Source organism: uncultured Allofournierella sp., assembly GCA_944382705.1.
Classification (GTDB): Bacteria; Bacillota; Clostridia; order Oscillospirales; family Ruminococcaceae; genus Allofournierella.
Genome location: CALWNE010000037.1, coordinates 1 through 21335, shown reverse-complemented (window position 1 = coordinate 21335; position 21335 = coordinate 1). Strand labels below are relative to the sequence as shown.

The window sequence follows — 21335 nt, the reverse complement described above, 5'->3', positions numbered from 1 at the left end:
GCAAAGCTTAAGGCTGCTCACGTTCAGTACCTAATCGATGCCCTGGCCCTGTTCGGTACTAAGACAGGCAGGACAGCCGCCTATAATTAGGCAGCGACAGCTAATTTATTGTTGTTAGCTATTTTTTTGGAGGCGTTTAAAGTGTGGCCCCCATCCACTACCCGCTGCTCTTGCTTTCCTCTCCCCGTCGAAACCTTTACATCCCCATATGGCAATGTAACATCGGCTTTTTGCCGGGATTTGGCATACTGTTTTGAACACCTCGGTCTTATCGGCCCTGGGATTTCAGTGCCCGGTCGATATCCCGCTTGGCAGAACGCTCTGCTGCGGTAGCCCGTTTGTCGTACAACTTTTTGCCTTTGCACAGGCCCAGTTCCAATTTAACCCGGCCGTGCTTAAAATAAAGGGACAACGGAATCAGGGTGTAGCCTTGGAGTTTGAGCTCCTGGCCCAGCTTGCGAATCTCGTTTTTGTGTGCCAGCAGCCGCCTTGGCCGCAGGGGGTCTCTGTTAAAGATATTGCCTTTTTCGTAAGGGCTGATGTGCATACCGTACACAATCAGCTGGCCATCTTCCACATCTACCCAGGAGTCCTTGAGATTCACCTGACCCATGCGCAAACTTTTGACCTCGGTGCCCACCAGCTCGATGCCGGTTTCCAGCGTTTCCAGCACAAAATATTCGTGCCGGGCTTGCCGGTTTGCTGCAATCTGCTTTGTTTTCACTTGTTCGGCCATTGTTTCACCTTCTTTGCGCATACATTGTTCCTGTTGATTAAGTATAGGCTAACACGATGGATTTGTCAAGGGGAAAGGCTATTCTTTTTTGGTAAAAACAGGAATTTTTTGAATAAAACAATTCCCCTGTCTTGCAGGCTGCGGCAATGCCGCTCTGCCTCAAAACAGAGGAATTTTTTATTTTGATGATTGCCTTACCCTAATGGTTTTTTACAGCTCACCACGGCCACTGAGGGCCTTGAACAGGGTGGTTTCGTCGGCATATTCCAGACTGGAGCCCACTGGCAAACCATAGGCAAGCCGGGTGGTTTTAATCCCCAGGGGCTTAATAAGCTTTGCCAGATACATGGCAGTTGCTTCCCCTTCCACCGTGGGGTTAGTCGCCATAATGACTTCCTTCACCTGGCCATCGTGCAGGCGGGCCAGCAATTCTTTAACACACAGCTGGTCTGCTCCAATACCATCCATGGGGGAAATCAAGCCATGGAGCACATGATAAACTCCATTGTATTCTCTGGTTCGCTCAAAAGCAGTAATATCCCGTGGGCTTTCCACCACACAAATCACCGAGTGGTCCCGCTTAGGCGAAGAACACACCTTGCACATTTGATTTTCGGTGTAATCCTGGCATACCTTGCAGCGGTGAAGCTTGGTATGGGCCTCCTCGATGGCTTTGGAAAGCTCCAATGCTTCGGCAGCAGGCATACTGAGCACCTGGTAAGCCATCCGGGTGGCACCCTTGCGGCCAATGCCGGGAAACTTGGAAAACTGTTCCACCAGCCGCTCCAGCGGCGCAGCGTTATAACCCATGGTCTACACTCCCTTACAGGCCGGGGAAGTTAGCGTTGCCGGTAAGCTCCTTCATGGCGTTGTCGGAGTCTTCGTCCACCACGCGAACAGCTTCGTTTACAGCGGCGGCCACCATGTCTTCCAGCATCTCGATGTCGTCCTTGTCCACAATCTGGGGATCAATCTTGATGGAGGTAATTTCGTGCTTGCCGGTCATGGTGATTTTTACCATGCCGCCGCCTGCGCTGGCCTGGTACTCGGTGTTTTCCAGTTCTTCCTGCTTGGCTTTCATCTCTTCCTGCATCTTCTGAGCCTGACGCATCAGAGCGTTTACATCGGGCTTACCAAAACCCTTGGGCAGTCTTGCTTTCATGGTTTATTCTCTCCTTTTACTTGTCGTTGTAGACTACATCGACCCCTTGGGCCGAGAGTTCTCGCAATGTATCTTCAAGCGTGCGAACAGGACTTGCCGATGCGGCTTGTCCCACATAGGGGCCAATGCCATACCGCTGGCCGGTAATCTGCTCGATGATTTGCTTGAGCAGCGCCTGAGAATCTTTGTTCACACGAATGAAATCCCGGAAGGTATTTCCCCCATCAATCAGCACCCGTCTGCCATCAAAAAAGGCACGGGAGCGGCGCAGGTAGGCAATAAGCATCTTATCCTGCTTTTCCAGTTCTTCCAGCACCTGGGGCCAAGGCTCGAAGGGAATTGTTTCTCCATAAACGGCAGGAGCCGCCTGTGTAACAGCCTTTTTGACTGGCTGGGCAGGCTCAGGTACCTCCTTGGGGGGGAGTTCCTGCGTATCCCAAGGCAAAGGCTCCTGGGACTGGTGCAATGTGGGCTGCTCCTCGGTTTGAGCAGGTACCGTTTGCTGTATCGAAGCCTGTTCAGACTGCTCTACTTCCCATGGAGGTAAATCCTGAGAAAGCGGCTGCGTATGCAGCTGGGAATTCTGCTGCGGCTGTACCACCGGCTGAGGGACGGCCTGAACTGCAAAGGGTGCGGGAGCGGCACTGAACGGCGCAACCGCTGGCGCAGACTGCACCGGCACCGCCGTGGGAGCCTGTTGGATGGGCTGTTCTGTTAAAGCGAACAGTGCCAGTTCCAGCTCGATGCGCTGATCCGTGCCCCGGCTCATCTTCTCCAGCGCACTGCCCAACAGACGAATGGCCCGCACACTTTGACCTTGAGGGCAAAGCTGCGCAGTTTGCAGATAGCGTTCCTCCTCTTGCGGTGATACGCCGCTTAGGAGTGTTTTGCCGCCCGGCAATGCAGCCAACATGAGGTTACGGTAATGGGCGATTAATTCCTCGCATAGCCGTTTCATATCCACCGACTGCTGGCGCAGCGCAGCCACCTGCTCCAAAGCGGCAGTGGCATTTTTTGCACTGATTGCGTCGCTGATGTCAAACAGATAATGCCGGTCGGTTACGCCGGCCATACGGCGCACCAGTTCTTCGTCGATGGTGCCGCCAATACCGGCGCAGGTATCCAGAATGGATAGCGCATCACGCAGGGCGCCATCCGCCAGCCGAGCAATCAGCGCTGCGGCCTCGGCAGTAAGTTCCAGATTTTCCTGCTGGGCAATATACTGGATTCGGCCTGCAATATCCTCCGGCTTGATACGCCCAAAATCGTACCTTTGGCAACGGGACAGAATGGTGGCAGGAACCTTATGGATTTCGGTGGTTGCCAGAATAAAAATCACATGACTGGGAGGCTCCTCCATAATTTTGAGCAGCGCATTAAAGGCTGCAATGGAGAGCATATGCACCTCGTCAATGATATACACCTTATAAGCACAGGCACTGGGCGTATAGGCTGTTTCGTCCCGCAGGTCACGGATATTATCCACACCATTGTTGGAGGCTGCGTCAATTTCCACCACATCCAGGATAGAACCATCATCAATGCCCTTGCAGATTTGGCAGACACAGCAAGGATCTGCACCCACTTTACTGGGGCAGTTTACCGCCTTGGCAAAAATTTTGGCGCAGGTGGTTTTACCGGTACCCCGCGTTCCGGTAAACAGGTAGGCATGGCCGACCCTCTGGGCAGAAATTTGGTTTTGCAGCGCAGCCACAATGGACTGCTGGCCTACCACATCTTCAAATCGTTGTGGACGCCACTTCCGATACAAAGCCCGGTACACGGCCTGCCACCTCCTTTGCTGTGTACAAAAAACGGACAGGCCCCTTTCCAGCGAAGCATTCTTCGCCTTGCGCTGCTTGGCATACGGATGCAGGCAATCTGCGGCGCACAGGGCAGACCACTTAATGCTGCTCGGTTCCCCGCCTGACATGGTTCATGGGGCCCCATCGCACAGGACCCGCATCCGTATGCCGAACAGCGCATCTGAGTGGCTCTGTCCGAACGAGCATTATTATACCCCATACGCAAACAAATTGCAAGATATTTCTTGAAATTGTTGTTTGCTATTTTGTAGCGATGCAGTACATCTTAATAAAAAAGCAGACAGGACATGGCATATCGTCAATCCCTATTGAAATGCACAGAGAAATGCGGAGTCAGTCCTGCTTGGCTTCCCCCTCAAATATCCGCTTTGCGGCAAACCCACAGAATTGGAGGTTTGGTACTGCTTTTTGCTAGATTACAGCCATCCCCAGTTGCCTCGAGGCCCCTCCATAAAATCCCGCAAAAAACTTCTTGCATCCTGCTGGGTTTTTGGTTAAAATAAGCTCTGGCCTTTTGCTGCATCCCTTTTTCAGAGATGCAAAAAGGGGCTGTGACCGAATCCCCTCTTGCTGTTTGGGCTTATAACAAAGGAGTTTTTCATGAATCATTCCCGTTTTGCCATCAAAGGCAATATCTTTTACACCCCCACCCCCGGTGCGCTGTGCGTTTGCCCTGAGAGTTACCTGGTGTGTGAGAACGGCCTGGTAGCAGGTGTATACCCTCAGCTGCCCGACGCTTATAAGGATATTCCTGTGGAGGATTTTGGCCAAAAGCTGATTCTGCCCGGCCTTGTGGACCTGCATCTCCATGCTGCTCAGTTTGCTTATCGTGGTCTTGGTATGGACCTGGAACTGCTGGACTGGCTGGAGGCCAATGCTTTCCCCGAGGAGTGCCGGTTTAATAACCTGGACTACGCCAAGTCCGCCTATACCCTGTTTGCCCAGCAACTGAAGGAGAGCGCTACTACCCGTGCCTGTATCTTTGGCACCCTTCATCGGCCTGCTACCCTGCTGTTGATGGAGCTGCTGGAGCAGACTGGCCTGCACTGCTTTGTGGGCAAGGTAAACATGGACCGGAACAGCCCGGACTATCTGCGGGAAACCACCCAGGAATCCCTGCATGAGACCCGCCGCTGGCTGGAGGAATGCCGCCATCTTAGCCGGTCCAAACCCATGCTGACCCCTCGGTTTACCCCCACCTGCACCGATGAGCTGATGGCCGGTTTGAGTAAACTGCAACAGGAATTCCAGCTGCCCTTCCAGTCTCATCTGTCGGAAAATTTACCGGAAATTGAATGGGTCAAGGAGCTTTGCCCCGGCACCGAATTTTACGGTGAAGCCTACAACCAGTTTGGATTGTTTGGCGGCAGCTGCCCCACTGTAATGGCCCACTGCGTATGGAGCGGCCCCGAGGAGCAGGCTTTGATGAAGGAAAATGGCGTGTTTATTGCACACTGCCCCCAGTCTAACATGAACATCTCCTCCGGCATTGCACCCGTTAAAAAATACCTGCTGGATGGCCAGCGGGTAGGTTTGGGCAGTGATGTGGCTGGCGGGGCGCATCTTTCCCTGTTCCGTGCCATGACCGATGCCATTCAGTGCTCCAAGCTGCGCTGGCGGTTGGTGGACCAGCAGCTGCCTGCTCTCACCATGCCGGAAGCCCTTTACATGGCCACCAAGGGCGGCGGCCAGCTGTGGGGCAAGGTTGGCAGCTTTGAGCCTGGCTATGCCTTCGACGCCATTGTGATGGACGATAGCCAGCTGCCCACCACCCGAACCTGCACCCTGGCCGAACGGCTGGAGCGTGTGGTCTATCTCTCCGACGGACTGCCCACCGCCAAATATGTGCAGGGTGAACGGTTGTTTTGAGCAGATTTAAACTGAACCTTCTGTCTATGCAATGGTGCCAGCTGCACAAGAAGCAATCCGACTAAATAAAAAGAACGGCGTTTCGGTCTATGGGCCGAAACGCCGTTCTTTTTTATCGCTGCGCAAAGGCAAACTCCTGGAGACCCTGTACCCGGCCCGCCGGGAATTTGCTGTGGATTTATTTCTGGTTACCGCTCTGCTGGGATTGAGCCGCCTTATAGGTATAATAGGTCTGAATGCACACGGACGGCACCATAATCACCACAAAAGCCACAAAGCAACCGATGCCTTTGGTAAAAAGACACGCCAAAATCAGCAAAATCCCCGTAACTACAAAAGCAATGCGCCCAAATCGCTGACTCTTTTTCCATGTAGCTTCATTTGCCATACTCCAGGGAGTTCTGAGCCCTATCAGGGAGTTTTTGCGCAGTTTGGGCATTACATTGCCCACCACAACCATTAACACACCCATCAGCACAAAAACCAGCTGGCTCAAATCCACCTTAACATCCGCAAGATTTTCCACCATGTAATAGGAAGTATACAAAAAATATGCCGTCATGACATTAAACACTGCCAGTGAAAAAACACCGGTGAGGATGCAGATTTTCTCGTTGTTTCTGCCATCCTTTTCCTGCTTTGATGCATATCTGGCACACAAAATCATAATGAGCCCGAACACCAGGGTCATAGCCGGAACAATCAATGTCTCATACTTGCTGCCCCATCGGTCTACCTGCCCATTGAACTCGTAGTGAGCGGGTATTTGGTCTGGCAAAAATTGCAGGACTGCAAGTGTTGCAGCCACGGGCAACACCATGAGAACATATAAGAGCGTTTTGTATCCTTTCATAACGATCCTCCTTTTAGGCTGCTCATCCAAACAATAGCCTCGTCCAGCACGGATAGATTGAGCTCGTAAAAAATAAAGTTTTTATACCGGCTTTCATAGATTAAGTCCGCTTTCTTGAGCTTAGCAAGATGGTAAGACAGCGCCTGAGGGGTCATGCCCAGTGCCTGGGCCAAATCCCCTGAACTGATTTTCCCCTCTTTCAATTTCAAAAGAATCTTCCGCCGGGTTTCATCGGCGAGAGCTGCTAAAATTTTCTGCAAAGCCAAGGGCATTCACCTCCATCTATTTCAAATTTTCTTTAACTAGATTGTACTTCTTGCCTTTGAAGAAGTCAACACCTAGTTAAAATTTTTTTGAATTAGGTGCAGTGCAATTTCTCTTTCTCTCCCAAGAATATCGCTCGCTTCCATCCTACTGGGTTTTAGCCTTAGGCAGGGTGCGGCTAAAAGGGCATTGATATTTTTAAAAAACAGTAAACAAAAACCACCCCGCCTTTGTACCAATACAAAAGACGAGGTGGTTTGTTCTATTTTGGTTCAATCCGCCAGGCTCTTTGGCCTTTGCAGCAAGAAAAACTGGTGTATGGGCTTGCTGGCAAAACTTTTAGATTGCCTGCAGCTCGCCGCGGCTGGAAGCCTTCAGGTAAGCATTGATGAAGCCGTCCAAATCGCCATCCATCACAGCCTGCACATTGCCGCTTTCAAAGCCGGTGCGGTGGTCCTTTACCAGGGTGTAGGGCATGAATACATAGCTACGAATCTGGTGACCCCAGGCGATTTCCTTCTGTACGCCCTTGATGTCACTGATTTTATCCAGATGTTCCTGCTCTTTAATCTGGTACAGCTTGGAGGCCAGCATCTTCATGGCCGTTTCACGGTTCTGGAACTGGCTTCGCTCGGTCTGGCAGCTTACTACAATGCCGGTGGGCTTGTGAATCAAACGCACAGCAGAGGAAGTTTTGTTGATGTGCTGACCACCGGCACCGGATGCACGGAACACCTGCATTTCCACATCTTCGGGGCGGATGTCCACCTGGATGCTGTCGTCCATTTCGGGCATAACTTCCAGAGAGGCAAAGCTGGTTTGACGGCGGCTCTGGCTGTCGAAGGGGGAAACACGCACCAGGCGGTGCACGCCGTGCTCGCTCTTGAGCATACCATAAGCATTGGGGCCTTCCACCAGAATGGATGCGCTTTTCAGGCCGGCTTCGTCGCCATCCTGATAGTCCAGGGTAGAAACCTTGTAGCCATGGGCATTGCCCCACCGGTTGTACATACGGAACAGCATATCGGCCCAGTCTTGTGCCTCGGTGCCGCCGGTACCGGCATGGAAGGTAATAATAGCGTTGTTCTTATCGTACTCGCCGTTCAGCAGGGTCATCAGCTGAAGTTCGTCCACAGCCTGTGCCACTGCATTGGTAGCAGTCTCTGCCTCAGGAATCAAATCCGGGTCATTTTCTTCTTCGCACAGCAGCACCATGGTTTCGGCGTCTTCCAGCAGGGTTTGCAGCTTGGTGTAGCGGTCCAGCTTGCCCTTGAGGGCGCTCATCTCGGCAAACACCTTTTGGCTGCCCTCGGTATCATCGTAAAAACCGGGCATGGTCATCTTGTGCTCCAGCTCGGCTACACGCTTTTCGCTGGCTTCAATGGCCAGCGCATCGCCCAGTTCCGCAATGGCTTTCTGGTGGGTGCCCAGCTGCTGCTTCAACTCGTCAATGGTGATCATATCGATAAAACCTCTTTCGTGTTTTAAAATCTATATAAGAATATCGTGTATCAGTATAACCAAAAAAGTGCCTAAACGCAATACTTTTTGCCTACAAAGCCCTTGAAAACACAAATTGTTTTGCATTTTGCCCCTGTTTGCAGTACAATGGAAACAATTATGATTTTTGCTCCGATACGGGAGGTTCTTTTATGCCAGATTATCTTGGTTCCAAATGCCCTGTTTGCCAGCAGCCCTTTGTGCCGGGGGATGATATTGTTGTTTGCCCCGAATGCGGTGCTCCCTATCATCGGGACTGCTACCAAAAGCACGGCAGCTGTGTTTTTGCAGACAAGCACGGCTCCGGCTTTGAGTGGAAGCCAGACCCCACCGCCGCCCAAAATGCACAGGCTGGCCACCCGGAAGCAGGCCGTTTTAGCGACCCGCAAATTGCCTGCCCCGTCTGCGGCACTCCAAACCCTGCCACCGGCCTGTTTTGCGAAAACTGCGGCAGTCCCCTCAGCGGAAGGGCGCCGCAGCAGCCCGACCGTGAGTTTGGGGCAGCCAATTACCGCCCCATGGAAGAAGACAATTCTCAAAATCCCTTTGCGCAGATGCGCAGCAGCATGATTCCCCCTGCGCTCCAGGTGCAGCCGGATGAGGAGCTGGAGGGTATCCCTGCACGCCACTGGGCTGCCTTCCTGGGGCAAAACGCCCCCTATTTTTTGGTGAACTTCAAGGGGATGCAAGCCACCGGACGCCGTTTTACCGCTTGTTTTTCGGCTTTCTTCTTTGGCCCGTTCTATTTCTTTTATCGCAAGCTGTGGGGCCCAGCCCTGGCATTTTGGGTGGTTGAAAGCCTGCTGCGCATTCCGGTAATCCTGCAAGTAATGGTGGCCACCCAAAATCCCTGGGCCGCCGGGCTGAACGCCACTTTGATTGACGCTTTGTCTTATGGATGCAGCCTGCTGAACATCGGTTTGATGTTTGTGCAGGGTATGCTGGCCTTGGATTTGTACCGCAAAGCTGGCGTTAAGCGCATTCGGGCCATTTTGGCCCAGACCCCCGCAGAGCAGGACCCCTCTGCAGCTCTTGCAAAGGCTGGCGGCACAAGCCGTCTGGCGCTGGCTATCAGCCTGGTAGCCTCCCTTCTGTTGCTGGGTTTGGCAAGTACCGTGGCCGTTTGGCACACCATGGGTACCCTGCTGTAACCCATTTTAAGGTGGAATCCTGCAGGCCGTTTACCTGCATGGAGGATAGATTGTTTTTGTAGATGTAATTTGTGTAAAACGAAAGGAAGTATTGTGTATGTCCACTGTTAAAAAAGTGCGCAAAGCGATTATTCCCGCCGCCGGTCTGGGCACCCGTGTGCTGCCCGCTACCAAGGCAATGCCTAAGGAGATGCTGCCCATTGTGGATAAGCCTGCCATCCAGTACATTGTGGAGGAGGCTGTAAATGCCGGCATCGAGGAGATTTTGATTATTCTGGGCCGCAACAAAGGCATCATTGAGGATCACTTCGACCGCAATCCCGAGTTGGAGACTGCCCTGTCCAAGCCCGGCAAAGAGAAACTGCTGGAGGAATGCCTGGGCATTGCCGGTTTGGCCAACATTTACTTTGTTCGCCAGAAGGAGACCCTTGGCCTGGGTCACGCTGTAATGATGGCCAAAGCTTTTACCGCCGATGATCCCTTTGTGGTAATGTATGGTGATGATGTAATTTTGGGCGAGGACCCTGCCGCTGCCCAGCTGATTCGTGCCTACGAGGCACACGGCAAGTGCGCTTTGGGCATTAAGGAAGTGCCTGCCGCCGACATCAGCAAATACTCCTCCCTGAAGGTGGAGCATCTGGCGGATAACCATTACAATGTAACCGACATGGTGGAAAAGCCCGCTCCCGGTGCCGAACTGAGCCTGTTCAGCATTTTGGGCCGTGCCCTGCTCACCAGCGAAATTTATGAGATTCTGGCCCACACCAAGCCCGGCGCAGGCGGCGAGATTCAGCTGACCGACGCCATGCTGGAAATTGCCCGGCGGGACGGCATGGTGGGTGTGGACTACACCGGCAAGCGCTACGACATGGGCAACAAGCTGGGCATTATGCAGGCCCAGGTGGAAACCGCCCTTAAACACAAGGAAATTGGCGAGGAGTTCCGCCATTATCTGAAAGAACTGGCTGCTACTCTGTAATTTTTGGTTCTTATGCTCAGGTATACCCCTGGGCATTTTTTAATTTTTATGGAACTTTTCCATTGACAAGCCCTGCAAAAATTCGATATAATAAGTTGCTGCCTTATGCAGGGCAGCTATCCTTGCCCCGCAAGGGGCCAAAAGTCCAAAAGGAGGTGCACAGAAAATGGCAAAGTATGAGACCATGCTGGTTACCAGCGCTGCTCTCGATGAGGAAGCTACCACCGCTCTGGTTGGCAAGTTTAAGAGCCTGATCGAGGCCAATGGTACCATCGATTCTGTTGACGATTGGGGCAAACGCCGTCTGGCTTATCCCATCAACGACGAGGAAGAAGGCATCTACACTGTGATTAAGTTCACCAGTGAGCCCACCTTCCCCGCTGAGCTGGATCGTGTTTACAAGATCACCGATGGCGTTATGCGTACGATGATCGTGGCTGAGGCTGAATAAGGAGGCATTTTTAATGCTGAATGTTGTAGCTCTCATGGGTCGCCTTGTTGCCGACCCCGAACTGCGCCACACCCCCCAGGGTGTTAGCGTAACCACCTTCACCATTGCAGTGGACCGCAGCTTTGCCCGTCAGGGCGAGCAGCGTCAGGCCGACTTTATTGATATTGTTGCCTGGCGTTCTTCTGCTGAGTTTGTTTGCAAGTATTTCCAGAAGGGCTCTATGATTGCTGTTGATGGCAGCATTCAGACTCGCTCCTATCAGGATAAGAACGGCAACAACCGCAAGGCATTTGAAATTGTTGCAAACAATGTTCATTTTGCCAGCAGCAAGAGTGGCGGCGGCAATGGCGGTGCTTACTCTACTGCCCAACAGGAATATACTCGTGAGGCTCCCATGCCGGTAGCCCCTTCCTATGCCGTTGGCAGCAACGATGATTTTGCTGTCATCGACGATGGCGAGGATCTTCCTTTCTAATTCAGAATCGACTCTAACAGGAGGTAACTAGCTATGGCTTTTGAGAGAACCGAAGGCCGTCCTCAGCGCCCCATGCGCCGCGGCCGTAAGAAGGTTTGCAGCTTTTGCGTAGATCGTGTTGAGCACATCGACTACAAGGATGTTGCTCGTCTGCGCAAGTACGTGAGCGAGCGGGCTAAGATCATTCCCCGCCGTGTGACCGGCACCTGCGCTTTCCATCAGCGTGAGCTGACCGTCGCTATCAAGCGTGCTCGTCATGTTGCTCTGATGCCCTACGTAAGCGACTAATCGCTTGCTTTCCCCTTTGCCTTTCGGCAGAGGGGATTTTTTGTTGCCCTGAATTGGATGGCTTGAAGGTGCTCGTTCTTTTTTTGTATTTTGAGGCCACCCAGATTTTCTATCTGAAATTTGTTGATGTCTGTGCCCCATCCCCTTTTTCTTGAATTGACCAAAACAAAAACCTGTGTACCCTCCCCTTCCTCTTTTGCAGGTGGGCAGTACACAGGTTTTGGTTTGTAAGCCTGTCTTTTGTTGTTGCAGGGTTAGACCAGTGGTGTGTCTTAGACGATTGCTGCCTCCCCCTCGACTGTTAGGGATAACGGCAGCTATCCTGCTTCTTGTTTTTTGTTTTATGGTGCAGGCGTATGGCTTGTTGTATCCTCCGGAGAACCGGCAGACGGTTCCGAGCTGGGACTAGGCTCCGGGCTGGCTGTGGGCGTGAGGTCCGGCACACGAGGAATATCCCGCTCCTTAGCGATATACACCGTTACGGTCAGGTCCTCTGCATCAATTACTGTGCCGGGCATGGGGTCGGTATAAGCCACACAACCGCTTGCATACTCGCCGTTGTTATCAATCATCACAAAACTGGCCTTAATGTGATTCTTCTCCAGCTCCCGCTGCGCTGCATCCTGTACAAAGCCTATCACATTGGGCAGTTCCACCAAATCAGGCCCCTTGCTGATGGTCAAATTAATAAGAGGACGCCTGTCCTCTGTGCTGGTTCCAGCTTCCGGGGTTTGAGCCATTATTACGCCAGCTGCATATTCCGAACTGTATTGTTCCTCCGCAATCATAAAGCGGTATTTGCTTGTATATTCCTCATTTTCCTGCAACTGCTTATAGGTCATCCCCACCACATCGGGAATTACCTGCTGCTGCGGCTCTTGGGTAGCCTGCACCGCACTGGAGGAGGTGGAAGGATTGGAGGACTGGGCAGGATGGTCCCGCAGGACTGCCCACATCAACAGCAAGAACAGCACCGCAATCACAAACAAAGAACCAGCAAACAGAGTGCGGGTGCTGATATGCTCTCTGGATGGATGCTCACGCTCTGGCTGGGTAATGGTATCTGCCGCCCGCTGGCTGGTGAGGGCACCCATCAGCTCTGGTACATTCTGAATGCGGCTGGCAGGATCCATCCGCATGGCCGCAGTAAGCACCGCAGACATATACCCTGGTACCTCCGATTCCACCTTGCGGGCCGGTTGCAGGCTGTCTGTCACCTTGCGCTGTGGTGCAGGCACCGGCGTCTGGCCGGTGAGCAGCCGATAAAACACCGCCGCCAGACCATATACATCGGTGTATCGTCCTTCAAACTCGGCTGCGGAATACTGTTCCGGTGCCGAAAATCCATCGTATAATTGGCTTTTCAGGTCACTGCCGGCAGTGCGCAGGCCCAAGGTTCCGTAGCCACAAAGCCGAGCTGCTCCGCTGCCGTTCAGCAGGATATTTTCCGGGCAGATACCCCGGTGTACCAGCCCGGCTTTATGCATTGCCGCCACACCCTCCATAATGGGCTGCAACAGGCTACGAGCCTGGGCCGGATTCATATTTTGCGGATGTTGGGCCAGGTACCGGGCCAGCGTAATGCCTTGTACCCGCTCCTGCACCGCATAAACGGTATCGTTTTGCTCCAGCACATCCAGAACCGCTGCAAGCCCTGTGGCGGGTGTAATGCGCTGAATGCTGCGGTAAAGATCTGCAAAATCCATGCGAGTGGTTTTGAACAAAACCTCCTTGCCCTCTTTGGGCAGGATGCAGCCCTCCTCATCTCGCCCTGCACTGAGCGTAACAGGAAAATACTCCTTTACCATAACCCGAATGCCGCCATTGTTTTCCACTGCTTCGTACAGAACGCCCTCTCCATCGGTGGCAATATGCTTGCCAATGGTGTAGCGGTCTGCCAGCAGCGAGGCAAAAGGCAGCGTTCCGGGCGGATTGATATTTTGCAGCGACCGTTCGCAGAAAGGACAGCTGGCCTTGCCCTCCTCTGCACGGGACAAACAGTGGGGGCACAAAATGGTTTTTGCCATGGGGGTCTTGCCCTCCTTAATAAAACTTTACTTCGTATGCCTGCATTCCTCAATAAAATAAGGTCTATGCTTGAAACCAAAAACACCGTCGTTTTTGTGAAAGCAAGCTCTTTTACACAGACATAATCGCTGGTATTATAGCACAGCAGGGCCTAAAAATCAATTTCCAGCCCTGGTATCCTTTCACTTGACCTGATTCATTGTACCCAGCTATAATAGTGCCAGGCAGCTTTGTTCAATCAACTGACTGTTGGCTGCCAGACTTTGCAAAAGGATGTGGGATTTTATTAATCTGAAGCAGCGTGCCAAGCAGCTAAAAACCGATATTCCTGCCCTGTTTTTGGCACTTAGTGATTTGCAAACTCCTATACTGGCCAAAGTATTGGCCGGAATAACCCTGTGCTATGCCCTCTCTCCCCTGGATTTGATTCCTGACTTCATTCCTGTTCTGGGTTATCTGGACGATGTACTGCTGCTTCCCTGCCTGATTCTGCTAACTGTGCGCCTGATTCCCGCCCCTGTGTGGGAACGGTGCCGCCAAAGCGCACAGGGGCTTTGGGCCGAAGGCTGGCCCAAGCAGTGGTATTTTGCCCTTCCGGTGGTGCTGCTGTGGGCGCTGGTGCTGATTTGGGCAGCCAGCCGCTTGTGGGCACACTAAAGAAGACTCCTATCAAGCAAAAAACCATCTGTCCCCCCTGCATTCGCTGGTTGGGCACAGATGGTTTTTATTTAAAAATTATGGAAATTATTCCCCTGGAACGATTCAGGTGAGCAATCCGTGAAGGATATGCACTGCAAGCAGTGTGCAAACCAGAATACTTGCTGGAAAATGACTGGTTTTTAGAGACTTGCGAAACCACTTTTTCTGCACAGCTGCCATCAGAATGCAAAGCACCAGCACCAGCCAGGCGAGCTTCCCCGTTATCATGGCAGGTGCCTTTCCGGATAAAATGCCGTGCCAAAGCCCCAGTGCTATCAAAAGGCAGCCGTAAACTCCGTGCAGGCTCAGCACCGCTCTAACGAGCGGGTACCGCTGACATACTGGCTTTTTGGTCAGGGGTGCCGCCATGCACAGCACTAGCAGCAGCAAACAAATCAGTTCCAAACAGTGATTGAGCAGTTCCATTGCGTTCCTCCAATGTTAGTCTTATCTAACTATTGCAATTATATCAAAACTGCTCTGCGGTGTAAGAAACAATGCAGAATTGAAAGAAACCGGACAATTTTTCAAACGATTCTTTTTGATTTCTCTTGTGCTTTTGGAACATACAGATTTTGAGCAATTCCCAAAGGCTGAACAAACAAAAAGCAGTGGCCCTTCTCCCAAAGGATGGGGCCACTGCTTTTTGGAGCAGATTCAAAAGGAAACCGTAAATCAATCAGCGATCCAGGTCTTCCTCATTTTCCAGGTTGTGCCATACATTCTGCACATCGTCATCGTCTTCCAGGGCATCCAGCAGGCGGGTCATCAGCTTCTGGTTGTCCTCATCGGTGATGGCAGAGGTAGTGGAGGGTACCATTTCCACCTCGGCGGAAATAAAGGTGTAGCCCTTATCTTCCAAAGCCTGACGCACAGCAGAGAAATCCTCCGGGCTGGTGGTCACCTGTACCACTTCATCGCCCATGTCAAAGTCTTCGGCACCTGCATCAAAGCAGTCCTCCATGACCTTTTCTTCTTCCAGGCCTTCGCCGTCCAGCACAATGATGCCCTTCTGGGTGAACAAAAAGCCTACACAACCCATGTTGCCCAGGTTGCCGCCAAACTTATCGAAGTAGTGGCGCAGGTTGGCAGCGGTACGGTTGCGGTTATCGGTGAGGGTTTCCACCATCATGGCAATGCCGCAGGGGCCATAGCCTTCGTAGGTGATGGCTTCGTAGTTTTCCTTCTCGCCACCTTCAGCCCGCTTGATGATGCGCTGAATGTTATCGTTGGGTACATTCAGGCTCTTTGCCTTGGCAATCAAATCACGCAGCTTGCCGTTGCTGGCAGGATCGGCACCGCCCATACGAACAGCTACACCAATCTCACGGCCTACCTTGGTAAACAGCTTGGCCTTTTGGCCGTCGGTTTTTTCCTTCTTGCGTTTGATGTTGTTCCATTTGCTATGTCCAGACATGGAAACTTCCTCCTATTTCAGTTGAGTAGAGTCCTCAACGCTTTGCACTGACCTACTAATTTTATCACAATTCCCCGTTTGGGGCAAGTGTGGCCTGCATCTGGCTTATTTCAAATTACGCAATGCTTTGGGGTAATGGTTTTTAATAACGCCGCCGCTTACCTTACCTGCTCCCAGAGGGAACCCATCTACCAGCACGCTGCACCAGCCCTTTTGAGCGGTTTGAGCGGGTATCTCCTCTCCCCGCAGCCAGGCTGCGGTACGGGGGTCGCTGAGGGTAAGATTTTCCTGATTAACACACTGATTGCCAAAGGCCATAAACAGGTGATGTGCCGGTACAAAGCGGTTTTTCTGGGCAGTGCCTAAGGCTACGCCCGCCCGCATTACCCGCAGCTTTGCAGGCAGCTGGGGCAAGCCCTGGGGCATCAGCAGCCACTGTTCCCCTGCCTTGATCACAGGCAGCTGGGCCAGTTGAGGGAAATACTCCCCAGCAAAGCTCTGCCACTCTTTACAGGGTTTGGTAGGCTTTTCTTCTTTGTAGCTGGTTTTGCCCGGTGCATCCGGCTGTTTTTGCAGCAGAGCCATAAAGTGCCCTTCCCCTCCCTGGAAAGGCCAGATGCGCCGCACTTTTTCCACAGGGAATGGATTGCCCATGCAGCGATTCTCCTCTCCGGGGCTGCCCAGCTCTTGGGGCAGACTCACCAGCGAAAACTCCGGATGGCGGGCCAAAAAGGCCCCTACCTGGCCCTCGTCCTCCTGGGGCGCAAAGGTGCAGGTGGAGTACATCAGCAAACCACCGGGAGCCAGCAACTGGGCAGCCTGCTCCAAAATTTCTCTGCCCAGCTGGGCACACTGCTCCACAAGGCCCTCATTGTGCTGGGTCACTGCCTGGGGCTCCTTGCGGAACATTCCTTCGCCAGAACAGGGGGCATCCACCAGAACCCGGTCAAAAAATCCGGGCAGTGCAGCACCAATGGCCTTGGTATCTCCGTTCAAAATCAGTGCATTGGCCACACCCATCCGCTCCAGATTGGAACGCAGAATCTCCGCCCGGGCAGGCATATACTCGTTGCTTACCAGCAGGCCTTTCCCCTGAAGGGCCGCCGCCAGCTGGCTGCTTTTGCCGCCTGGAGCTGCACACAAATCCAGCACCTTCATGCCAGGTTCCACCTGCAAAAGTGCTGCCGGAGCACTGGCAGAAGGTTCCTGGGAATAAAAGGCTCCCCCATGGTGGTAGGGATGGCGCCCCGGCTTAAATTCCTGCTGGCGCACAACAAAAGCCTGGGAACAAAAGGGAGACGGTTCCAGTTCCAGCTGGGTATCCAGCTGAGCAAACTGCTGGGGTGTACACCGCAGCCCGTTCACCGTTACGCCCCGGGCAGCCTGGATTTGGGGGGCCTGATAATATGCATCAAATCGCTGGCCCAGCAGGGCCCGCTCTCGTTCTTCAAAATAATTCATTGGGAATGCTACACCGCCTTTGCATAACCGGCTAACACCGGGATAAACTATCTAGCGAAGGCAGCCCACCTGTTGTGATACCTTGGGTGAGATGCCTGTATGTTTTGTGAATCTGAAAGGAGAACCATGTTTATGGAACGCCAGAACAACCAGCAGAATTGCACCAGCCGCAGCATCAAGAACAGCACCAAGTCTTCTACCAAGAACGCCACCAAGAACCAGAGCACCAACGCAGCCCGCAACAAGGCTACCTCCAGTACCGAAAACGCCACCGAGAGCACCCGCGCCTGCAAAACCAGAAACGCCAAGGGCTAAAAAAACCTTGCGCTATTTGACTAGCCTCCGCTGAACATTGAACAGCGGGAAAAGGCTGAGACCACAGGGGCCCCTGCAAGGGCCTGGCTACGGTCTCAGCCTTTTTTGCGTGCAATTTAAGTCTGCTGCTGAGGGGGTGCAGCTTCTGCCAGGGGGTCGTATCGTTCCCACAAAAGATCGAACAATTCCTGAATGCGCTGGTTTTGCCCGGTGAGGAACAACCAGCCAAACAATGCTTCAAACCCGGTGGAAGCTCTGTATTCCTGGGGTGTGGCGTGTTTTGCCACGGATGCCTTGCTTGCATTCTTGCCCCGACGCAACACTGCCTGTTCTGCCTCGGTCAGTTCCCCTTCCAGTACCGCCAGCGCCTTATTCTGGCCTTTGGCCGATACATATTTTACGCAAGCTGCGTGCAGCTTACCGGGAGCCAGCCGGGTGCGTTCCACCAGACGCTGGCGAACCAGCAGCTCAAACACACCGTCACCCACAAAGGCCAGGTTCAGGGGCGATTGCTCCCGAATATCAATTTCCGGATTGGCTTCAAACAACATACGGTTGTTTTCTCCCCTTTGCTTTAGAAGATATAATCGAACTCGTATTCGCCGATCTTGATGGTGTCATCCTCCTCAACGCCCTGGGCCACCAGATCACGGAGGATGCCGCTCTCATCCAGCTGCCGCTGGAAGTATTGCAGGCTTTCGTAGTCGTCCACATCGCTGCCAGCCAGAATACGCTCCAGCCAGGGTGCCTCGATGATAAACTCGTGGTCTGCGGTTTTTTCGATGGTATAGCTGCGATCGTTCGCCGGCACAGCCTGGGGCACAAAGTCCGGCTCAAACCGCTGGATGGGAGGCAGCTCCTGAAGCCGCTCCCACACCATGCCGGGCAGGTTTTTCAGGCCCTGGTTGGTGGCTGCCGAGATAGGCAGGAACACCAAACCCTGCTCCTGGATATAGCTGCGGAAGGTTTCAATCTGTTCCGGCGTGGCGATATCGCACTTGTTGCCCAGCACAATTTGGGGGCGGCCAGCCAATTCGGGACTGAAATTCTTCAGCTCACTGTTGATTTTTTCAAAATCCTCCACGGGGTCACGGCCTTCGCAGCCGGAAACATCCACCACATGAAGCAGCAGACGGCAGCGTTCCACATGACGCAAAAAGTCGTGGCCCAGGCCAATGCCCTCGCTGGCGCCCTCAATCAAACCGGGAATATCCGCAGCCACAAAGCTCTGCTCCGGGCCAACCTTTACCACACCCAGCACCGGGCTAAGAGTTGTAAAGTGGTAGTTTGCAATTTTGGGCTTGGCCGCACTGATAACGCTGATAAGGGTGGACTTGCCCACATTGGGGAAACCAATCAAGCCCACATCTGCAATCAATTTCAGCTCCAGGCTGATTTCGTACTCCTGACCAGGCAAACCGGGCTTTGCAAATTTGGGAATCTGGCGGGTGGGGGTTGCAAAATGGCTGTTGCCCCAGCCACCACGGCCACCCTTGGCCACCACCACCGGCTCATCGCCAGAGATATCGGCCATCAGCAAGCCTGTTTTTGTGTCCTTGATGAGGGTGCCCCGGGGCACTTTAATCACCAGATCCGGCGCATTTTTGCCGGTACAGCGAGAAGCACCGCCGTTTTCGCCAGGCTGTGCGGCGTACTTGCGCTTATAACGGAAATCCATCAGGGTGGAAAGATTGTCGTCGGCTACAAACACCACATTGCCGCCACGGCCGCCGTCGCCGCCATCGGGGCCACCGGCTGCCACAAACTTTTCACGATGGAAGCTTACGGCACCATCGCCGCCCTTGCCGGCCTTGATGGTGATTTTTGCTACATCTATAAACATTGACATAGTTGCTTTCTCCTTTGAGGGGCTGCCCTTGTCAGCCTGCCTCGCACACGCAAAAAGCCAGGCCGGTATGGGCCTGGCTTTTTATCAGATCTTACTGCTTTACGCTGACCTTCTTGCGGTCACGGCCAACGCGCTCGAAGCTAACGCGGCCATCCACCAGAGCGAACAGAGTATCGTCGCTGCCCCGGCCAACATTCTCACCGGGATGGATGTGAGTGCCACGCTGACGAACCAGGATGTTGCCAGCCAGAACGAACTGACCGTCGGCGCGCTTAACGCCCAGACGCTTGGACTCAGAGTCACGACCGTTCTTAGTAGAACCTACGCCTTTTTTGTGTGCCATAGTAGTTTACACCTCCGTTATTAGCCCTTGATGGCAGTGATTTCGACCTTAGTGTAGGGCTGACGATGGCCCATACGGCGAGCGCTGCCCTTCTTGGGACGATAAGTGATGATGTTCAGCTTTTTGCCCTTGCCGTTCTTCACGACTTTGCCCTCAACGGTAGCGCCCTCAACAACGGGAGTGCCAACCTTTACAGAGCCTTCGGCGCCAACAGCCAGAACGGAGTTGAAGTTAACATTGGAGCCTTCCTCGGCGTCCATCTTCTCTACGAAGATAACGTCGCCTTCCTGTACCCGGTACTGCTTGCCACCGGTAACGATGATTGCGTACATAGCATATGCCTCTCTTAAATAAGTCTCGCTGGACTAGTGGGCGGGTGAATCTTGCACACCTCTTGGATGCCCGAACCATGCGGCCCTATCACTATACCATATCCCGCCGCAGATTGCAAGCCTTTTTTGGCTTTGCAAAGCCATTTTATCTATTTATGCCTTTTGAGCAGCCTTTTTGGCAGCAGCAAGGGTGTTTACCATGAGCATGGCACGGGTCATAAGGCCCACTCCCCCTGGTACCGGGGTAATGGCTGCGGCCTTTTTGACAGCTGCCTCAAAATCCACATCGCCGCACAAAGCACCGGTTTCGTCCCGGTTGATGCCCACATCAATTACCACTGCACCCGGCTTAATCATATCCTCTGTTACAAACCGGGGCTTGCCAATAGCTGCAATGAGCACATCCGCCTGGGCGCAGATTTCCTTCAGGTTCTGGGTACGGGAATGGCAGATGGTTACAGTGGCATGGTTCTGCACCAGCAGCATGGCCGCTGGCTTGCCCACAATGTTGCTGCGGCCCAGCACCACCGCCCGCTTTCCTGCAAGGTCGATGCCGGTGCTGCGCAGCATCTCGATGCAGCCCGCAGGCGTGCAGGGCAAAAAGCACTCCTGCCCAATCATCATACGGCCCACATTTACAGGGGTAAATCCATCCACATCCTTGTGGGGCGGAATCGCCTCGATGACTGCCTGCTCCTCAATGTGCGCTGGCAGCGGCAGCTGCACCAGAATGCCGTGCACTGCATCATCCTGTGCCAGCTGGGCCAGCACTTCCAGCAGCTGGCTTTGGGTGGTTTGTTCTGCCAGTCGGATGATGCGGCTTTCCATACCGCACTCCTGGCAGTCCTTTTCCTTACCCCGCACATACACGGCACTGGCGGGATTCTCCCCTACCAGCACCACTGCCAGGCAGGGTTTGGTACCCTGCTGCGTGAGGGCCTGGGCCTGTTGTTTTACCTGCTCTTTGATGGCTGCGGCCAGTTCCTTGCCGCTGATAATCTGTGCCATGGAACATTCTCTCCTTTATTGTTTTGGTATGAGCCGAAACGAAAAAGCAGCCCCGCCGGTCTGCGCCTTGCGTAGCGGGGCATTTTTGTACCTCAGTCAAAAACTGCCGGCTTTCTCCCGTCCTTTTAAAAGCAACTTACCCTTCTTCCAGTTCTTCCCGCAGGTCTGCATCCAAATCTGCATCCAATCCCGCAGTAAGCTGGCAGTTTTTGCCCGTCGGATGCTCCTCCTGGTTTGGCAGCTGCGCAAAGCGATTGTTCTCCTGCCGCACACTTTCCAGCATTTCGGCAGCCATTTCCAGGTGCTGGGCCACAAAGGCTTCGCCATCG

At 53.3% G+C, this 21335-nt stretch carries 25 protein-coding genes and 2 other RNA genes; 8 read left to right on the top strand and 19 right to left on the bottom strand.

Features of this window, described 5'->3' with window-relative positions; translation table 11 throughout:
* From ssrA to ffs, 6 genes are all read right to left on the bottom strand, one after another.
* Positions 1-206, bottom strand: a transfer-messenger RNA (tmRNA) gene (gene ssrA, locus ACH2EM_RS05425); the annotation flags it as partial.
* A gap of 62 nt (positions 207-268) precedes the next feature.
* The gene (smpB, locus tag ACH2EM_RS05420) at positions 269-736 is read right to left on the bottom strand and encodes an SsrA-binding protein SmpB (RefSeq protein ID WP_395151113.1); all 468 of its coding nucleotides are present in this window, start codon (positions 734-736) and stop codon (positions 269-271) included.
* A gap of 210 nt (positions 737-946) precedes the next feature.
* Positions 947-1546, bottom strand: coding sequence for a recombination mediator RecR (gene recR, locus ACH2EM_RS05415; protein WP_395151112.1), 600 nt, complete (start codon positions 1544-1546; stop codon positions 947-949).
* A 13-nt stretch (positions 1547-1559) separates the two neighbouring features.
* On the bottom strand, positions 1560-1898 hold the full coding sequence (locus ACH2EM_RS05410) for a YbaB/EbfC family nucleoid-associated protein (RefSeq protein WP_395151111.1): 339 nt from the start codon (positions 1896-1898) through the stop codon (positions 1560-1562).
* 16 nt (positions 1899-1914) lie between these two features.
* A complete protein-coding gene (gene dnaX / locus ACH2EM_RS05405; RefSeq protein ID WP_395151110.1) occupies positions 1915-3681 on the bottom strand; it encodes a DNA polymerase III subunit gamma/tau in 1767 nt (588 codons plus the stop codon).
* Between the two features lie 84 nt (positions 3682-3765).
* Positions 3766-3864, bottom strand: an RNA gene (gene ffs / locus ACH2EM_RS05400) — signal recognition particle sRNA small type.
* A gap of 460 nt (positions 3865-4324) precedes the next feature.
* Between ffs and ACH2EM_RS05395 the strand changes: the two genes are divergently transcribed.
* A complete protein-coding gene (locus tag ACH2EM_RS05395; protein WP_395151109.1) occupies positions 4325-5593 on the top strand; it encodes an amidohydrolase family protein in 1269 nt (422 codons plus the stop codon).
* Positions 5594-5771: 178 nt separating this feature from the next.
* Here ACH2EM_RS05395 and ACH2EM_RS05390 read toward each other — a convergent pair whose 3' ends face one another.
* From ACH2EM_RS05390 to prfB, 3 genes are all read right to left on the bottom strand, one after another.
* On the bottom strand, positions 5772-6446 hold the full coding sequence (locus tag ACH2EM_RS05390) for a DUF1648 domain-containing protein (RefSeq protein ID WP_395151108.1): 675 nt from the start codon (positions 6444-6446) through the stop codon (positions 5772-5774).
* The gene (locus ACH2EM_RS05385) at positions 6443-6712 is read right to left on the bottom strand and encodes a metalloregulator ArsR/SmtB family transcription factor (protein ID WP_395151107.1); all 270 of its coding nucleotides are present in this window, start codon (positions 6710-6712) and stop codon (positions 6443-6445) included. The genes ACH2EM_RS05390 and ACH2EM_RS05385 overlap by 4 nt, the downstream gene beginning before the upstream one ends.
* Positions 6713-7049: 337 nt before the next feature.
* Positions 7050-8171 carry a peptide chain release factor 2 gene (prfB, locus tag ACH2EM_RS05380; RefSeq protein ID WP_395151106.1) on the bottom strand — a complete coding sequence of 374 codons (1122 nt, stop codon included), beginning with the start codon at positions 8169-8171 and terminating at the stop codon, positions 7050-7052.
* A gap of 191 nt (positions 8172-8362) precedes the next feature.
* Between prfB and ACH2EM_RS05375 the strand changes: the two genes are divergently transcribed.
* From ACH2EM_RS05375 to rpsR, 5 genes are all read left to right on the top strand, one after another.
* Positions 8363-9361 carry an RING finger protein gene (locus ACH2EM_RS05375; protein WP_395151105.1) on the top strand — a complete coding sequence of 333 codons (999 nt, stop codon included), beginning with the start codon at positions 8363-8365 and terminating at the stop codon, positions 9359-9361.
* A 97-nt stretch (positions 9362-9458) separates the two neighbouring features.
* Positions 9459-10340, top strand: coding sequence for a UTP--glucose-1-phosphate uridylyltransferase (locus ACH2EM_RS05370; protein ID WP_395151104.1), 882 nt, complete (start codon positions 9459-9461; stop codon positions 10338-10340).
* Between the two features lie 166 nt (positions 10341-10506).
* Positions 10507-10791, top strand: a complete 285-nt coding sequence (gene rpsF / locus ACH2EM_RS05365; protein WP_395151103.1) for a 30S ribosomal protein S6 — start codon at positions 10507-10509, stop codon at positions 10789-10791.
* Positions 10792-10804: 13 nt separating this feature from the next.
* The gene (locus ACH2EM_RS05360; RefSeq protein WP_395151102.1) at positions 10805-11266 is read left to right on the top strand and encodes a single-stranded DNA-binding protein; all 462 of its coding nucleotides are present in this window, start codon (positions 10805-10807) and stop codon (positions 11264-11266) included.
* Positions 11267-11299: 33 nt separating this feature from the next.
* Positions 11300-11554 carry a 30S ribosomal protein S18 gene (gene rpsR, locus ACH2EM_RS05355; RefSeq protein ID WP_187120513.1) on the top strand — a complete coding sequence of 85 codons (255 nt, stop codon included), beginning with the start codon at positions 11300-11302 and terminating at the stop codon, positions 11552-11554.
* A gap of 341 nt (positions 11555-11895) precedes the next feature.
* Here rpsR and ACH2EM_RS05350 read toward each other — a convergent pair whose 3' ends face one another.
* Complete coding sequence (locus ACH2EM_RS05350) at positions 11896-13581, bottom strand: PASTA domain-containing protein (protein ID WP_395151101.1); 1686 nt, start codon at positions 13579-13581, stop codon at positions 11896-11898.
* A gap of 274 nt (positions 13582-13855) precedes the next feature.
* Here ACH2EM_RS05350 and ACH2EM_RS05345 point away from each other — a divergent pair, with 274 nt between their 5' ends.
* On the top strand, positions 13856-14239 hold the full coding sequence (locus tag ACH2EM_RS05345) for a YkvA family protein (RefSeq protein ID WP_395151100.1): 384 nt from the start codon (positions 13856-13858) through the stop codon (positions 14237-14239).
* Between the two features lie 105 nt (positions 14240-14344).
* Here the strand turns inward: ACH2EM_RS05345 and ACH2EM_RS05340 are convergent, their stop codons facing one another.
* The 3 genes from ACH2EM_RS05340 to ACH2EM_RS05330 form a co-directional block, all read right to left on the bottom strand.
* Positions 14345-14707: a hypothetical protein gene (locus ACH2EM_RS05340; RefSeq protein WP_395151099.1), complete on the bottom strand. Its 363-nt coding sequence runs from the start codon at positions 14705-14707 to the stop codon at positions 14345-14347.
* Between the two features lie 253 nt (positions 14708-14960).
* Entirely contained in the window at positions 14961-15698 is a 738-nt protein-coding gene (locus ACH2EM_RS05335; RefSeq protein ID WP_395151098.1) for a YebC/PmpR family DNA-binding transcriptional regulator, read from the bottom strand.
* Positions 15699-15803: 105 nt separating this feature from the next.
* Positions 15804-17159, bottom strand: a complete 1356-nt coding sequence (locus tag ACH2EM_RS05330) for an RsmB/NOP family class I SAM-dependent RNA methyltransferase (RefSeq protein WP_395151097.1) — start codon at positions 17157-17159, stop codon at positions 15804-15806.
* Between the two features lie 132 nt (positions 17160-17291).
* On the opposite strand from ACH2EM_RS05330, the gene ACH2EM_RS05325 reads away from it, so the two are divergent.
* Positions 17292-17474, top strand: coding sequence for a hypothetical protein (locus ACH2EM_RS05325; RefSeq protein ID WP_395151096.1), 183 nt, complete (start codon positions 17292-17294; stop codon positions 17472-17474).
* Positions 17475-17590: 116 nt separating this feature from the next.
* On the opposite strand, the gene ACH2EM_RS05320 is transcribed toward ACH2EM_RS05325, so the two are convergent.
* The 6 genes from ACH2EM_RS05320 to ACH2EM_RS05295 form a co-directional block, all read right to left on the bottom strand.
* Positions 17591-18025, bottom strand: coding sequence for a Mini-ribonuclease 3 (locus ACH2EM_RS05320; protein WP_395151095.1), 435 nt, complete (start codon positions 18023-18025; stop codon positions 17591-17593).
* Between the two features lie 23 nt (positions 18026-18048).
* Complete coding sequence (gene obgE, locus ACH2EM_RS05315) at positions 18049-19317, bottom strand: GTPase ObgE (RefSeq protein WP_395151114.1); 1269 nt, start codon at positions 19315-19317, stop codon at positions 18049-18051.
* A 97-nt stretch (positions 19318-19414) separates the two neighbouring features.
* Positions 19415-19666: a 50S ribosomal protein L27 gene (gene rpmA / locus ACH2EM_RS05310; RefSeq protein ID WP_058966590.1), complete on the bottom strand. Its 252-nt coding sequence runs from the start codon at positions 19664-19666 to the stop codon at positions 19415-19417.
* A gap of 20 nt (positions 19667-19686) precedes the next feature.
* Positions 19687-19998 carry a 50S ribosomal protein L21 gene (rplU, locus tag ACH2EM_RS05305; protein WP_395151094.1) on the bottom strand — a complete coding sequence of 104 codons (312 nt, stop codon included), beginning with the start codon at positions 19996-19998 and terminating at the stop codon, positions 19687-19689.
* 153 nt (positions 19999-20151) lie between these two features.
* Positions 20152-21006: a bifunctional methylenetetrahydrofolate dehydrogenase/methenyltetrahydrofolate cyclohydrolase FolD gene (gene folD, locus ACH2EM_RS05300; protein WP_395151093.1), complete on the bottom strand. Its 855-nt coding sequence runs from the start codon at positions 21004-21006 to the stop codon at positions 20152-20154.
* A gap of 136 nt (positions 21007-21142) precedes the next feature.
* A partial coding sequence (locus tag ACH2EM_RS05295; RefSeq protein ID WP_395151092.1) for a hypothetical protein occupies positions 21143-21335 on the bottom strand: 193 nt, incomplete at its 5' end.